The 13353-nt window shown below is 60.6% G+C and carries 13 protein-coding genes and 1 pseudogene; 8 read left to right on the plus strand and 6 right to left on the minus strand.

All coding sequences use genetic code 11. The features are described 5' to 3' along the window. The first annotated feature begins 8 nt into the window (after positions 1-8). On the plus strand, positions 9-644 hold the full coding sequence (gene maiA, locus J3D54_RS13470) for a maleylacetoacetate isomerase (protein WP_253418849.1): 636 nt from the start codon (positions 9-11) through the stop codon (positions 642-644). A gap of 104 nt (positions 645-748) precedes the next feature. Here the strand turns inward: maiA and J3D54_RS13475 are convergent, their stop codons facing one another. Beyond that, a complete protein-coding gene (locus J3D54_RS13475; RefSeq protein ID WP_253418852.1) occupies positions 749-1552 on the minus strand; it encodes a SirB1 family protein in 804 nt (267 codons plus the stop codon). 184 nt (positions 1553-1736) lie between these two features. Between J3D54_RS13475 and J3D54_RS13480 the strand changes: the two genes are divergently transcribed. The 4 genes from J3D54_RS13480 (at position 1737) to J3D54_RS13495 (ending at position 6096) form a co-directional block, all read left to right on the plus strand. Further along, positions 1737-2756: a Glu/Leu/Phe/Val dehydrogenase dimerization domain-containing protein gene (locus J3D54_RS13480; RefSeq protein WP_253418855.1), complete on the plus strand. Its 1020-nt coding sequence runs from the start codon at positions 1737-1739 to the stop codon at positions 2754-2756. A 116-nt stretch (positions 2757-2872) separates the two neighbouring features. Beyond that, the gene (gene pdhA, locus J3D54_RS13485; protein WP_253418860.1) at positions 2873-3967 is read left to right on the plus strand and encodes a pyruvate dehydrogenase (acetyl-transferring) E1 component subunit alpha; all 1095 of its coding nucleotides are present in this window, start codon (positions 2873-2875) and stop codon (positions 3965-3967) included. After that, entirely contained in the window at positions 3960-4946 is a 987-nt protein-coding gene (locus J3D54_RS13490; protein ID WP_253418863.1) for an alpha-ketoacid dehydrogenase subunit beta, read from the plus strand. The genes pdhA and J3D54_RS13490 overlap by 8 nt, the downstream gene beginning before the upstream one ends. A 40-nt stretch (positions 4947-4986) precedes the next feature. Beyond that, positions 4987-6096, plus strand: coding sequence for a dihydrolipoamide acetyltransferase family protein (locus J3D54_RS13495; protein WP_253418866.1), 1110 nt, complete (start codon positions 4987-4989; stop codon positions 6094-6096). A gap of 173 nt (positions 6097-6269) precedes the next feature. On the opposite strand, the pseudogene J3D54_RS13500 reads toward J3D54_RS13495, so the two are convergent. Further along, positions 6270-6509 (minus strand): annotated as a pseudogene (locus J3D54_RS13500) (YebG family protein); the annotation flags it as partial. Between the two features lie 359 nt (positions 6510-6868). On the opposite strand from J3D54_RS13500, the gene J3D54_RS13505 reads away from it, so the two are divergent. Further along, on the plus strand, positions 6869-7369 hold the full coding sequence (locus J3D54_RS13505) for a phosphate-starvation-inducible PsiE family protein (protein ID WP_253418869.1): 501 nt from the start codon (positions 6869-6871) through the stop codon (positions 7367-7369). Here J3D54_RS13505 and J3D54_RS13510 read toward each other — a convergent pair. The 3 genes from J3D54_RS13510 to J3D54_RS13520 form a co-directional block, all read right to left on the minus strand. Continuing rightward, positions 7366-7683, minus strand: a complete 318-nt coding sequence (locus J3D54_RS13510) for a DUF3509 domain-containing protein (protein ID WP_253418872.1) — start codon at positions 7681-7683, stop codon at positions 7366-7368. The genes J3D54_RS13505 and J3D54_RS13510 overlap by 4 nt on opposite strands. A gap of 210 nt (positions 7684-7893) precedes the next feature. Further along, positions 7894-9195, minus strand: coding sequence for a serine/threonine transporter (locus J3D54_RS13515; protein WP_253418876.1), 1302 nt, complete (start codon positions 9193-9195; stop codon positions 7894-7896). Between the two features lie 63 nt (positions 9196-9258). Continuing rightward, positions 9259-10635 (minus strand): L-serine ammonia-lyase, encoded by a 1377-nt coding sequence (locus tag J3D54_RS13520; protein ID WP_253418879.1) that lies wholly within the window; start codon positions 10633-10635, stop codon positions 9259-9261. Between the two features lie 135 nt (positions 10636-10770). Between J3D54_RS13520 and J3D54_RS13525 the strand changes: the two genes are divergently transcribed. Both J3D54_RS13525 and J3D54_RS13530 read left to right on the plus strand, forming a co-directional pair. Continuing rightward, positions 10771-11718, plus strand: a complete 948-nt coding sequence (locus J3D54_RS13525) for a LysR substrate-binding domain-containing protein (RefSeq protein ID WP_253418881.1) — start codon at positions 10771-10773, stop codon at positions 11716-11718. Positions 11719-11932: 214 nt separating this feature from the next. Beyond that, positions 11933-12343 carry an HPF/RaiA family ribosome-associated protein gene (locus J3D54_RS13530; RefSeq protein WP_064620217.1) on the plus strand — a complete coding sequence of 137 codons (411 nt, stop codon included), beginning with the start codon at positions 11933-11935 and terminating at the stop codon, positions 12341-12343. 105 nt (positions 12344-12448) lie between these two features. Here the strand turns inward: J3D54_RS13530 and J3D54_RS13535 are convergent, their stop codons facing one another. Beyond that, entirely contained in the window at positions 12449-13333 is an 885-nt protein-coding gene (locus tag J3D54_RS13535; protein WP_253418883.1) for an AraC family transcriptional regulator, read from the minus strand. Between the last annotated feature and the right edge of the window lie 20 nt (positions 13334-13353).

The raw sequence follows: 13353 nt of genomic DNA on the forward strand, positions 1-13353 counted from the left end.
ATCGGCTCATGGAACTCTATACCTACTACCGTTCGACCTCGTCTTACCGGGTGCGCATTGCGCTGGCGTTGAAGGGGCTGGATTATCAGGCACTGCCGATCAACCTGATCGCGCCGCAGGGGGGCGAACATCGCCAGCCGGCATACCTGGGCATCAACCCGCAAGGCCGGGTGCCGGCCTTGCGCACCGACGAAGGTGAATTGCTGATCCAGTCACCGGCGATCATCGAGTACCTGGAGGAACGTTATCCACAGGTGCCGCTGCTGTCCAAAGACCTCGCCGCCCGCGCCCACGAGCGTGGCGTGGCGGCGGTGATCGGCTGCGACGTTCACCCGCTGCACAACGTCAGCGTGCTGAATAAACTGCGGCAGTTGGGGCACGATGAGCCGCAGGTGGTCGAGTGGATCGGTCACTGGATCAGCCAAGGGTTGGCGACGGTGGAGCAGTTGATCGGTGACAGCGGTTACTGCTTTGGCGAGCAACCGGGGCTGGCGGACGTCTATTTGATCCCGCAGTTGTATGCGGCCGAGCGCTTCAATATTTCCCTTGAGGCCTACCCGCGAATTCGGCGAGTGGCGGCGCTGGCCGCGACACATCCAGCCTTCTTCCTGGCCCATCCGGCGAACCAGCCAGACACCCCGTAAAAAACGTAGGAGCGAGGCTTGCCCGCGAAGAACGACAACGCGGTGATCCTGATGGACCGAGGCGTCGGTTCGCCGGCAAGCCTGGTTCCTGCAGGGGGATGCGTTCAATGGATGATGGCGTTGGGCGGAAGGTGCCCCAGCCGTTCGGTCAGGCGAATCTGCTGGATCGGGTCGTCACAGAGCAGCAGCGCGTGTTCCAGGTCAAAACGCTCGGCATTCGGGCAGTCCAGCCGTTGATAGAGGCTGGCCCGGGCCAGGTAGTCGGAGGCACTGGCGTTGCCCAGTTCCAGCACGCGCTCGGCGTCGACCAGAGCGTCGATGTAGTCATCGCTGGTGAGGTGCAACTGGCGCAGGTTGCGTGACAGCCGTTGCAGCATCTGCGCAGGTTCTGCGGTCTGCAAATGCTCGGCGCTGAGCTTCATGTTCGGGCCGTACTGGCGTTGCAGCAGTTCACGACAATCATTGGGGTACAACCGGCGCCCACCGCACGGGTCGAGCAGGTGATCGGCGCCTTGCACCCGCAGCAGAAAATGCCCGGGGAAGTTGACCCCGACCATAGGAATCTCCAGCCTTCTGGCCAGTTCCAGCGCGATCAGGCCCAGTGCCAGCGGCTGGCCCCTTCGGCGTTCCAGCACTTTATGGAGCAACGCCACTTGCGGGCGCAAGGGCGTGAAGTCGTCCTGGGCAAACCCCAGGTCATTCATCCGCCGCAACAACGGTTGCGCCAACTCATTTACCGGCAGCATCGGTAATCCGTAGCTGACTCGCTGTTGCAGGTCCTTGAAGTCCGCCAGCACGGTCTCGGGATTGAGCTCTTTATCGTGTTCGACGGCGATCCACAACGCCGCCTCGAACAGCGCGGGCGGTGATCGTTGCAGACAGTCGAAAAAGCGTTGGCGCGGGGTCATCAAAATCTCCGGGCAATGCCCTCGTTTTAGCCCCGTCACACGCTTTCGTCCAGTGCCGCACACAGGCAGTAACAGGTTATGACCAAAAGCCTCTAAAGCGGTGCCGCTTATTCCGGCGCGCTTCTGCAATTTTTGTGCGCAAGCCTATACTGGCGACTACAAGAAGTGATTCGGGAGCCTTACGATGTTCGCTCTCATGCAAAGCACTCGCCTTGAATCGCTGCACCTGAGTGTTGATCCGGTCACCGGGTTGAAGGCGGTGATTGCCATCCATAACAGCCGCTTGGGACCTGCCCTGGGCGGGTGTCGTTACCTTGCCTACCCCAGCGATGAATCCGCGATCGAGGATGCTGTGCGCCTCGCCCAAGGCATGAGTTACAAGGCGGCATTGGCCGGTCTGGCTCAGGGTGGTGGCGTTGCGGTGATTATTCGCCCGGCCCACGTGGAAAACCGCGCCGCAGTATTCGAAGCCTTCGGGCGCTGGATCAATCAGCTCGATGGTCGCTACATCACCGCCATCGATGCCGGCACCTCGGTGGCGGACATGGACTGCATCGCCCAACAGACGCAATTCGTCACCAGCACCACCGCTGCAGGCGACCCTGCACCCCACGCGGCCATGGGCGTGTTTGCCGGCATCCGCAGCACCGCCATGGCCCGTTTGGGCAGCGATAATCTCGAAGGGCTGCGCATCGCCATTCAAGGCCTGGGCAATGTCGGTTATGCCTTGGCCGAACAGTTGCACGCGGCCGGGGCCGAGTTGTTGGTCAGCGACATCGATCATGGCAAGGTGCAACTGGCCATGGAGCAGTTGGGCGCTCATCCAATTGCCAACGATGCGCTGCTCAGCACACCGTGCGACATACTCGCGCCCTGCGGCCTGGGTGGTGTGCTTAACAGCAATAGTGTGTCGCAATTGCGCTGCGCGGCGGTCGCAGGTTCGGCTAACAACCAGTTGATCCATCTGGAAATCGCCGATCAGCTGGAACGTCGGGGCATTCTGTATGCGCCGGATTACGTGATCAACGCCGGCGGGCTGATCTACGTGTCGCTCAAACACCGCGGGGAAGAGCTGACGACTATCACCGCGCACCTGTCGAAAATCAGTTCACGGCTGACCGAAGTCTTCGCCCATGCCCAGGCGGAAAAACGTTCTCCGGCCAGGGTAGCGGATGAGTTGGCGGAGAAAGTGCTGTACCGGTAAAAGTTTGAAACGATAAAGGAGTGAGCGCGTATCCGGTCAACTTGCTCCCCAAGCCCTGCGCCACAAACGTCGGGCCTGACCATCGCACGCCGACCCCGCGTGCCAGGAGCCCTGTGATGCTTCACAAGGTTGAGCTGCCGTACACCCGTTTTTTATCCCCCGATGGCCAGTTGCTTGGTGATCTTCCCGCCTGGGCCGACGATTTCAATCTGCTGACGCGCCTGTATCGGCAGATGGTCCTGACCCGCCTTTTCGACCAGAAAGCTGTCGCCCTGCAACGCACCGGGCGCATTGGCACCTACGCGCCGACTTTGGGCCAGGAAGCCATTGGCGTCGCAGTTGGCAGCCTGATGCACGCCGAAGATGTGCTGATCCCGTATTACCGTGACACCGCCGTGCAGTTGATGCGCGGTGTGCGCATGGAAGAAATCCTGTTGTATTGGGGCGGCGATGAGCGTGGCAGCGACTTTGTCGACCCGGCGGTGGCCCAGGATTTTCCGATTTGTGTGCCGATCGCCACCCAGGCCCTGCATGCCTGTGGCGTCGCCAGTGCATTCAAAATCCGTGGTGAGCATCGAGTCGCCGTCACCACCTGCGGCGATGGCGGCACCAGCAAAGGGGATTTCCTCGAAGCCCTCAATGTCGCTGGCGCCTGGCAGTTGCCGGTGGTGTTCATCGTCAACAACAACCAATGGGCGATCTCGGTACCACGGCGAATTCAGTGCGGTGCCCCCACGTTGGCGCAGAAAGCCATTGGTGCGGGGTTCCACGGTGAGCAAGTCGATGGCAACGACATACTCGCCGTGTATGACCGCGTGCAAGCGGCCCTCGAACGGGCACGCCACGGCAAAGGCCCGGTGTTGCTCGAATGCTTGAGCTATCGCCTCGGCGATCACACCACGGCCGACGATGCCACACGCTACCGCTCGGCGGACGAGGTCAAGCAGGCCTGGCTCGAAGAACCGATCAAACGCCTGCAACGGTTCATGGCCGGGCAAGGTGTATGGGACGAAGGCCGCGAACAGGCGCTGATCGGCGAATGCCAGGCGCTGGTGCAAAGTGCTGTGGATAACTTTGACGCGGCGGGTCTGCAGGCGCCGGAATCGGTGATCGATCATGTTTACGCGCAGTGGCCGCAGGCTCTGGCCGAACAGCGCGAAGAGTTCCTCGAACGAGTGGCGCGCCGGACGGGAGGTTCGGGCCATGAGTAACGGTAAGGTGGCGCTGCTGGAGGCGGTGAATCTGGCGTTGCATCGGGCCATGCGCGAAGACGAGAACGTTATCGTCCTGGGTGAAGACGTCGGGGTGAACGGTGGCGTGTTTCGCGCCACGCTGGGCCTGCGCGACAGTTTTGGTTTCAAGCGGGTGATCGACTCGCCGCTGGCCGAAACCATGCTCGGCGGGCTGGTGGTGGGCATGGCGGCCCAAGGCCTGAAACCGGTGGTGGAAATTCAGTTCATGGGATTTATCTACGCCGCCATGGAGCACTTGGTGTCCCACGCCAGTCGCATGCGCAACCGCACGCGCGGGCGGCTCACTTGCCCGATGGTGCTGCGCTCGCCAATGGGCGCAGGGATTCGCGCACCGGAACATCACAGTGAAAGCACCGAAGCACTGTTCGCGCACATTCCGGGGTTGCGGGTGGTGATCCCGTCCTCGCCGGCCCGGGCCTATGGTTTGTTGCTCGCGGCCATCGACGACCCGGACCCGGTGATCTTTCTCGAACCGACCCGACTCTACCGCATGAACCCGCAACCGCTACTGGACGACGGTAAACGCCTGCCGCTGGACAGCTGTTTCACCCTGCGCGAAGGCAGCGACATCACCTTGATCAGTTGGGGCGCCAGTGTGATGGAAACCCTGCAAGCCGCCACAGCGTTGGCCGAGCAGGGCATCTCGGCGGAAGTGATCGATGTTGCCAGTATCAAACCGTTGGACCTCGACACAATGGAGGCCTCGGTGCGCAAGACCGGTCGCTGCGTGATCGTGCATGAGGCGCCGCGCTCCTGCGGGGTCGGCGCGGAAATCGCCGCCAGTCTCTACGAACGGGTGTTGCTGGAGTTGCAGGCACCGATCCAGCGAGTCACCGCGCCGGACATCCCGCCGCCACTGTATCGACTGGAATCGCTGTACATGCCCGGCGTCGAAGACATTCTTCACGCCTGTGACACCGTGCTGCGCCACGCCTGAAGAAGCCCCTGAAGAGACGCCAGAGGCCGAGGAGGTTGCGATGAAATATTTCAAACTGCCGGATCTGGGCGAAGGCTTGCAGGAAGCGGAAATCGTCCGCTGGCACGTCAAGGTCGGCGATACCGTCAAGGCTGACCAATTGCTGGTGTCGGTGGAAACCGCCAAGGCGCTGGTGGACATTCCCGCGCCTTACGACGGCGTGGTAGCGAAAACCTTCGGCGGCGAGGGCGACATCCTGCATGTGGGTGAGCCGTTGCTCGGTTACGAAGGCGAAGCGGACGCGGGCACTGTGGTCGGACGGCTTGAGGGCGGCGGCACGAGTCAGGAAGATGCATTTTTTATCGGCGCAGCACCTTCGACCCGTGAGCACTTGGCGAACCGCGCCACGCCGGCGGTACGTCAATTGGCGCGACAACTGGGCGTTGAACTGAGCGCCTTGGTCGGCTCCGGCCAGGACGGCCAGATCACCCGCAGCGATGTGGAAAATGCGGCCCAGACGGAACGTGAGCGTTTCGGCGGTGAGAAGCTGCGCGGTGTGCGACGCAGCATGGCGCTGAACATGGCCAGATCCCATGCCGAAGTGGTGCCGGTGACGATTTTCGGCGATGCCGATCTGCATCGCTGGGGGCAGGCGCGAGAACCACTGATTCGTCTGGCCAAAGCCATGGCGGCGGCCTGCGCGGTGGAGCCGGTACTCAACAGCGGCTTCGATGGCAAAACCCTGTCGCTCAAACAACACGAACGGCTCGACCTGGGCATTGCCGTGGATACGCAGGACGGCTTGTTCGTGCCGGTACTGCGCGATGTCGGCAATCGCACGTCGGCGGATTTGAAAGAAGGTGTGATGCGCCTGCGCGCCGATGTGCAGGCGCGCTCGATTCCGCCCAAGGAAATGATGGGCGCGACACTGACCCTGTCGAATTTCGGCACCTTGTTCGGTCGCTATGCCAACCCGGTCGTGGTGCCGCCACAAGTGGCGATCCTCGCCGCCGGGGCGATTCGCGATGAACCGGTGGCGGTTGAGGGTGCGGTAGCGGTGCATCCGATCCTGCCGCTGTCCCTGACCTTCGATCACCGCGTAGTGACGGGGGGCGAGGCGGCGCGGTTCTTCAAGGCGCTGGTCGACGCACTGGAGCAACCTGACCCCTGATTTTCTGCGGGCATGAAAAAGGCCCTGAGCCATTGGGCTCAGGGCCTATTCAATTCGGGCATTGCTTATTTCGGCGTCTTGGCGGCTTTGGCTGGCTTGGTCGGCTCAGCGGGTGCTGCTTCAACAGGTGCAGCAACTGCAACAGGTTCAACAACTTCGGCTGGCGCACTCAGCAGCTCGGACAGTGCATCCGGCTGGCTCTTGAACGCCTTGGCGAACACATCGCGGTTTTTCGCCATGTAGATCCCGGCTTCTTCCACTTGCTGTTCGGTCAGGGACGGAACGGCTTTTTGCAACACTTCAGCCAGCAATTCGGCCAGTTCGAGCATTTTGTCATGACGGTCAGCTTCGGCTTTATCCATGAACAAGCGCTCCAGATCTCGGCTGCTGCGGTATACCACTTCGACGGCCATTCACCACCTCACATGCCTTCACATTTAGTTGTCTTTGCGACTACTGTATCTATATACAGCGAAAAGGATAAGCGAATCCCTGCGCTTTGGGTAGTGGCTTTTTAATGTAGACCGGATTCGGGGTTTGTCAGGTGGACCGTGTCGCTCCAATCGCGGGCAAGCCCGCTCCCACAGGAGCAGCGCTGAACCCTGTGGGAGCCGGGCTTGCCCGCGATGGCATTCGTCCCACCACCGCCAACGTGCCTCATGTCACGCAGTCATCATCTCACCCCACAGCCTCTGGCCTTTTTTCTGCATGCAGAACAACCGTCACGTCCAACCCGCATCATCCGCTCGAACCGAGCTAAGGAATAACCATCGTGAAAATCAACTGGGCCGAGAGCCTGCGGCAGAACGTGCACCAACTGGCCGAATCCCTGGGCAACCTGTTCGTCGAGACCTTCCACTACCTGGCGCTGTTTGCCATCGGTGCAGTCACCGCGTGGGCGGCGGTGATGGAATTCTTGCAGATGATCGAGGCGGGGCACATCAAGATCGATGACATCTTGCTGCTGTTCATCTACCTGGAACTGGGGGCGATGGTCGGGATTTACTTCAAGACCAACCACATGCCGGTGCGGTTCCTGATCTACGTGGCGATCACCGCACTGACGCGGCTGCTGATCTCCAACGTCTCGCACCACAATCCGCCGGACCTGGGGATCATCTACCTGTGCGGCGGGATCCTGCTGCTGGCGTTTTCGATTCTGGTGGTGCGTTACGCCTCGTCGCAATTTCCTTCAGTGAAGATCGAACACCCGCAGCGCAAGATCGGTGCGGGTTCCGGTGAGCATCCCGAAGTGGAAAAGGGTGAGCTTTAAAGCCCTATTTCAGGTCGGGTTCGGGCTTTGACCTGTGGCGGCGGAAGCTTACGGTTGTCGCCGTCGGTCATGGCTTCGAGGATCGCCACGGCGCAGTGGCCCTGTTCGATGGCGATGCCGAACTGAATGCTTTGCACCAAGCGTTTGAGGCGCTTGGGGTCATTGCGTTGTTCGGCGCTGATCATCCGTTTGGCCACCACGCGGCCAGCGTTGGAGAGGGTCAGCATGATGCTGCCGTCCAGACCCTGGATGCTCAGGTTGATTTGATAATCCGCTGCAAAGGCATCGGTAATGAGCTGAAAAGGGTTGTCCATGATGCGTCACCGCCTGATTGAACGTGCAGTTGTTGACGGCCATGATCGGGATTAGTTCGCAATACCAGACCACCGGCCTTCCTTGTTCATGCGCTTTCTTCCGTGCCGCGTAGGGGATACAGCAAGGGGCATGCCGGAAAAACTGTCGGACAATGTTTACGGCAAAAAAACGGCGGGCACCTTGGCCCGCCTTCTTTTTGCCTGCCCGTTTCAGGGCATAAATGAATAGATGATCGCAGACAGTGCAATCAAACCGACCAACACCACGAACACGTTCGAGGCCTGGCCCGAGTACTGGCGCAAGGCTGGCACGCGGCGGATGGCGTACATCGGCATCAGGAACAACAGGCAGGCGATGATCGGCCCGCCGAGGGTTTCGATCATGCCCAGGATGCTCGGGTTGAAGGTCGCCACGGCCCAGCAACTGAGGATCATGAACAGCGCAGTGAGGCGGTTCAGCCAGCCGGCAGAGATGACTCGACCACGGCCACGCAGGCTTTTCACGATCAGGCCTTGAAAGCCTTCGCTGGCGCCGATGTAATGGCCCAGGAAGGATTTGGTGATTGCCACCAGCGCAATCAGCGGCGCGGCGTAAGCGATGCCCGGTGTCTGGAAGTGGTTGGCCAGGTACGACAGGATCGAAATGTTCTGCGCCTTCGCCGCGGCCAAATCAGCCGGGGACAACGCCAGCACGCAACTGAAGCAAAAGAACATCACGGTGACGACCATCATGGCGTGAGCGATCGCCAGAATGCCGCTGCTTTTGCGTTCGGCTTGCTCGCCGTAACGTTGTTTCTGATCGACAGCGAAGGCAGAGATGATCGGCGAATGGTTGAACGAGAACACCATCACCGGGATCGCCAGCCACAAGGTTTTGAAGAACAGTGGCAGCGGCATGCCTTCATTGGCAGTGGCGAAGAACGCGCCGTTCCAGTTCGGGATCAGGCTGACACCGAGCAGCAGCAAGGCCGCGACGAACGGGTAAACCAGCACGCTCATGCATTTGACGATGACGCCCTGACCACAACGTACGATGGCCATCAGGCCGAGAATCAGCCCCAGCGACAGGATCGCCCGAGACGGCGGCGTCATGTGCAACTGGTGCTCCATCAGGCTGCTCAAGGTGTTGGTCAGCGCCACGCTGTACACCAGCAAAATGGGGAAAATCGCGAAGAAATACAGCAGCGTGATCAGCTTGCCGGCGCCGATGCCGAAGTGTTCTTCCACCACTTCAGTGATGTCCCCGGAACGGCCGGACAACACGAAACGCGTCAGGCCGCGGTGTGCAAAGAATGTCATCGGAAACGCCAGCACGGCCAGGATCAGCAGCGGCCAGAAACCACCCACGCCGGCGTTGATCGGCAAAAACAGTGTGCCGGCACCAATCGCTGTGCCATAGAGGCCAAGCATCCAGGTGGTGTCGTGTTTACTCCAGCCTTTGTGAGTTATTTCGCTACTGCGTGTGAGGTCTACAGCGGGATTATCGGCAGCAGGTGTACGTACATCGGTCATCGTTTTCGCCTCGTTATTATTTTTACTCGGGCTCACGTGTTGCGGACGGTCAGGAAATACTCCTCAGCATTCCACCCAGCTGACAGCCAGGCCGCCCCGTGAAGTTTCTTTGTATTTGTCGTGCATGTCGGCGCCGGTATCGCGCATGGTGCGGATCACCCGGTCCAGGGAAATGAAGTGTTTGCCGTCACCGCGCAGGGCCATTTGCGTGGCGTTGATCGCCTTCACCGCGGCAATCGCGTTGCGCTCGATGCACGGCACTTGCACCAGACCGCCGACCGGGTCGCAGGTCAGGCCGAGGTTGTGTTCCAGGCCGATTTCGGCGGCGTTTTCCAGTTGTTCCGGGGTGGCGCCGAGCACGTCGGCCAAACCGGCAGCGGCCATGGCACAGGCCGAGCCGACCTCACCTTGGCAGCCGACTTCGGCGCCGGAGATCGAGGCGTTTTTCTTACAGAGAATGCCTACAGCGGCCGCGCCCAAAAAGAACGCCACAACGTCATCGTCCGACGCGTCCGGGTTGAATTTCATGTAGTAGTGCAGCACCGCCGGAATGATCCCCGCCGCCCCGTTTGTAGGCGCGGTGACCATCCGTCCGCCCGCGGCGTTTTCTTCGTTCACGGCGAGGGCGAACAGGTTCACCCACTCCATGGCCGACAGGGTGGAGCTGATGACGTTCGGTTTGCCGATTTCCAACAGGCTGCGATGCAATTTCGCCGCGCGGCGCGGAACATTCAGACCGCCTGGAAGGATGCCTTCGTGACGCAAGCCTTGCTCGACGCACTCGCGCATCACCGACCAGATGTGCAACAGGCCCTGACGGACTTCGGCTTCGCTGCGCCAGGCCAATTCATTGGCCATCATCAATTCGGACACCCGTAGACCGTGCTGTTTGCAGAGCTTGAGCAATTCGGCGGCGCTGGAGAAATCGTACGGCAGCACGACGTCGCTGGCCGGTGCAATGCCGGACTCGGCTTCGGCCGCTTCGATGATGAAACCTCCACCCACCGAGTAGTACGTCTGCTCGAACAGCTCACCGGTTTCGCCGAAGGCTGTCAGGGACATGGCGTTAGGGTGGTAGGGCAGGCTCTCGTCGAGCAGCAGGAGATCGTGCTGCCAGTTGAAGGCGATGGTCGCTTTGCCGGCCAGGGATAGTTCGCCGGTTTGGCGCAGGTGCTGAATTCGGCTGTCGATGCAGGTCGGGTCGATGCTATCCGGCCATTCGCCCATCAGGCCCATGACACAGGCGCGGTCGGTGGCATGGCCGACGCCGGTGGCCGACAGCGAGCCATAAAGGCGGATTTCTACCCGACGTACGGCGGCCAGCAAATGCTGGTCAATCAGTGCTTGGGCAAAGGTCGCCGCAGCACGCATCGGGCCGACGGTGTGGGAACTGGACGGACCGATGCCGACTTTGAAGAGATCGAAAACACTGATAGCCATGCTAAAGCCTATACAAGCAATGGAAGAGAAATCGCCGCCATTTTTGTAGGCCAAGCGCAATGTCGGCGATACTGCCTACCTCGGTCCTACGTGACCAACGAAACTTCCTAAGACAGCCTTTAGCAGGACTAAACGATGAGTCGTCAATTGCACGCCCAGACTTACGTCTGGCTGCACGTGTTTACCTGTGCCGCGCGGCACCTGTCGTTCACCCGTTGTGCCGAAGAACTGCACATCACGCCGGGCGCGGTCAGTCAGCAAATTCGGCAATTGGAAGAGCGGCTAGGGTTTCGCCTGTTTCACCGGCGTGCCCGTGGTGTGGAATTGAGCGCGCAAGGCCAGCGCCTGGCCATTACGGTCAACGAGGCTTACGGCAGCATCGACGCAGAATTGCGACGACTGGATGCGGGAATGATCAGCGGGATTTTGCGGGTGCGTTCGATTCCCTCGTTCCTGAGCAAATGGCTGACCCCGCGTTTACCGCGTTTGCAGCAGCGTTTCCCGGATATTCAATTGCGCCTGGTGGCGGAGGACAGCAGCGTGCCGTTGCACGAGGGCGACTTCGACCTGGCGATTGATCTGAACGACGGCAGTTATCCCGGATTGTTATCCACAGCCCTGCTCGACGAGCAGATATTCCCGGTGTGCGCTCCGAGCCTGTTGCGCGGGCGGCCGCCGCTGCACGGTCCGGCAGACTTGATGCACTTTCCGTTGTTGCACGACATCACCGCCTGGCGCGGCAGTTACGAATACGCGGAATGGGAGTTTTACCTCAATGCCATTGGCTTCGAAGGCGCGGACGTGCGGCGCGGACACACCTTCAACCGCAATCACCTGACCATCGAAGCGGCGATTGCCGGGATGGGCGTGGCGATTGCGCGGCGAACGCTGCTCAACGATGAGCTGGAACGGGGCACGCTGATCGTACCGTTTGGCCTGGCGGTGCCCAATCATAAGCGCTACGTGCTGCTCTATGCGCCGGGTGCGCTGAGCCATCCGGGCGTGCGTGCGGTGCATGACTGGCTGGTGGAGGAGGCAGGGATTTTTCGCAGCCAGCACCCGCTGGGGGAGCGGCAGGAGTGAGCAGCTTGGGACATCAGGCAGGGGCGACCCAACTCCCGACATTAACAGCGCTTTTGCCCGTTGTCCGGCTTTTTTTGCGTATGAATATTTATCTTTTTTTAGGGGTTGAAATGTTCCGCGCACACACCGATTGTGTAACCAAGAGGTTGCGGTGATGACGCCCAAGGGCCAGCCGATGCGCCTCTTGCGAGCTAGCTGAAATAAGGGAAGAACTATGCAAATCCAAGTCAATAGCGATAACCATATTCAAAGCAGTAAACGACTGGAGGAGTGGGTACGTACTACCATTGAGAGCACGCTCGAACGTTATGAGGAGGACCTGACCCGCGTCGAGGTCCATCTGCGGGACGAGAACGGCGATAAGCCTGGTCCCCATGACATGCGCTGCCAGCTGGAAGCGCGGCCAAAAGGCCACCAACCGATTTCCGTGACTCATAAAGCCGACTCCCTGGAACTGGCGATCGACGGGGCGGCCGAAAAACTTGAACATGCGCTGGAGCATATGTTTGGCAAATTACGCGGCAAACCACGCGCCGCTGTGGTGCCGTTCGACAGGGGCGCTCATGCCGATGCGCTGCTTGAGGATGAGTTTCTCGAGAACGAACAGGCTGCGCTCAACGGTTGAGGCCTGATTCACTTTTTACCTTCCCAATGACTACGGGCCTGCATTGCAGGCCCGTTTTTATTTCAGGCGCAGGGGCTGTCGAAGGCTGCGATCTTTTGATCTTGCTTACCGCAAAAACGCCTGCCGATACTCCCCAGGCGTCCCACCCAAAGCCTGGCGAAACCGATTGGTAAAGTGACTGGCACTGGCAAAACCGCACGCCAGCGCAATCTCCCCCAATGGCTGCGATGTTGCGCGCAACAACTCCCGCGCCCGGCTCAATCGCCGCGCCAACACGTACTGATGCGGCGGCAAGCCGAAGCTCACACGAAACATCCGCGCAAAGTGATATTCCGACAGCGCGCACAAGCTCGCCAACTGCCCCAGGCTGATTGCCTCCGCCAACTGGCTGTCGATGAATTCCACCAACTGCCGCCGCTGATGCGCCGCCAATCCACCCTTGAGGCGCAAGCCCTGACGCACGCCGACCTGGCTGAGCAGAACATGGCTGAGCATTTCGTGGGCCAGGCTGCTGGTGAGCAGGCGTTCGCCCGGTTCGTCCCAGTTGAGCGCGATCAACTGCCGAAAACGCCGGGCCTGCCGGGGGTCTTCGAGGAACGTGCGCTCGCGCAACTGCAATTCACGCGGTTCGCGATCCAGCAGCGTGACGCAGCCGAGGGCAAATTGTTCGGGGCTGAAATACAGGTGGGCCAGGCGAATGTCGCCGTTGATCACCCAGCCTGACTGATGGTCGGCCGGCAGAATGCATAACTTGTCCGGGCCACCCTTGGTGTCAGGCTGGTCGCGGCGGAAGGTGCCGGTGCCGCCGGCGATGTAGCACGACAGGGTGTGATGGCTCGGTGCCTCGTAATCCTGGGCATCATGGTGGTTGTTCCACAAAGCCGCAGCCATGCCGTCACCGAGCTCGGCGCTGTGCTCCAGGCGAGCATTGGGCGAGCGGTTGAGCGCTTGAAAGACTTGCAGTGTATCGAGTGACACTGGTGCGGCCATGATCGGTTCTCTCCAACGCC

The sequence above is a fragment of the Pseudomonas sp. GGS8 genome, assembly GCF_024168645.1.
Classification (GTDB): domain Bacteria; phylum Pseudomonadota; class Gammaproteobacteria; order Pseudomonadales; family Pseudomonadaceae; genus Aquipseudomonas.

What these genes read in the sequence shown, in the direction of transcription:
- maiA (WP_253418849.1), top strand. Translation starts at nt 9, where the DNA reads ATGGAACTCTATACCTACTACCGTTCGACCTCGTCTTACCGGGTGCGC.
- J3D54_RS13475 (WP_253418852.1), bottom strand. Translation starts at nt 1,552, where the DNA reads ATGACCCCGCGCCAACGCTTTTTCGACTGTCTGCAACGATCACCGCCC.
- J3D54_RS13480 (WP_253418855.1), top strand. Translation starts at nt 1,737, where the DNA reads ATGTTCGCTCTCATGCAAAGCACTCGCCTTGAATCGCTGCACCTGAGT.
- pdhA (WP_253418860.1), top strand. Translation starts at nt 2,873, where the DNA reads ATGCTTCACAAGGTTGAGCTGCCGTACACCCGTTTTTTATCCCCCGAT.
- J3D54_RS13490 (WP_253418863.1), top strand. Translation starts at nt 3,960, where the DNA reads ATGAGTAACGGTAAGGTGGCGCTGCTGGAGGCGGTGAATCTGGCGTTG.
- J3D54_RS13495 (WP_253418866.1), top strand. Translation starts at nt 4,987, where the DNA reads ATGAAATATTTCAAACTGCCGGATCTGGGCGAAGGCTTGCAGGAAGCG.
- J3D54_RS13510 (WP_253418872.1), bottom strand. Translation starts at nt 7,683, where the DNA reads ATGGACAACCCTTTTCAGCTCATTACCGATGCCTTTGCAGCGGATTAT.
- J3D54_RS13515 (WP_253418876.1), bottom strand. Translation starts at nt 9,195, where the DNA reads ATGACCGATGTACGTACACCTGCTGCCGATAATCCCGCTGTAGACCTC.
- J3D54_RS13520 (WP_253418879.1), bottom strand. Translation starts at nt 10,635, where the DNA reads ATGGCTATCAGTGTTTTCGATCTCTTCAAAGTCGGCATCGGTCCGTCC.
- J3D54_RS13525 (WP_253418881.1), top strand. Translation starts at nt 10,771, where the DNA reads ATGAGTCGTCAATTGCACGCCCAGACTTACGTCTGGCTGCACGTGTTT.
- J3D54_RS13530 (WP_064620217.1), top strand. Translation starts at nt 11,933, where the DNA reads ATGCAAATCCAAGTCAATAGCGATAACCATATTCAAAGCAGTAAACGA.
- J3D54_RS13535 (WP_253418883.1), bottom strand. Translation starts at nt 13,333, where the DNA reads ATGGCCGCACCAGTGTCACTCGATACACTGCAAGTCTTTCAAGCGCTC.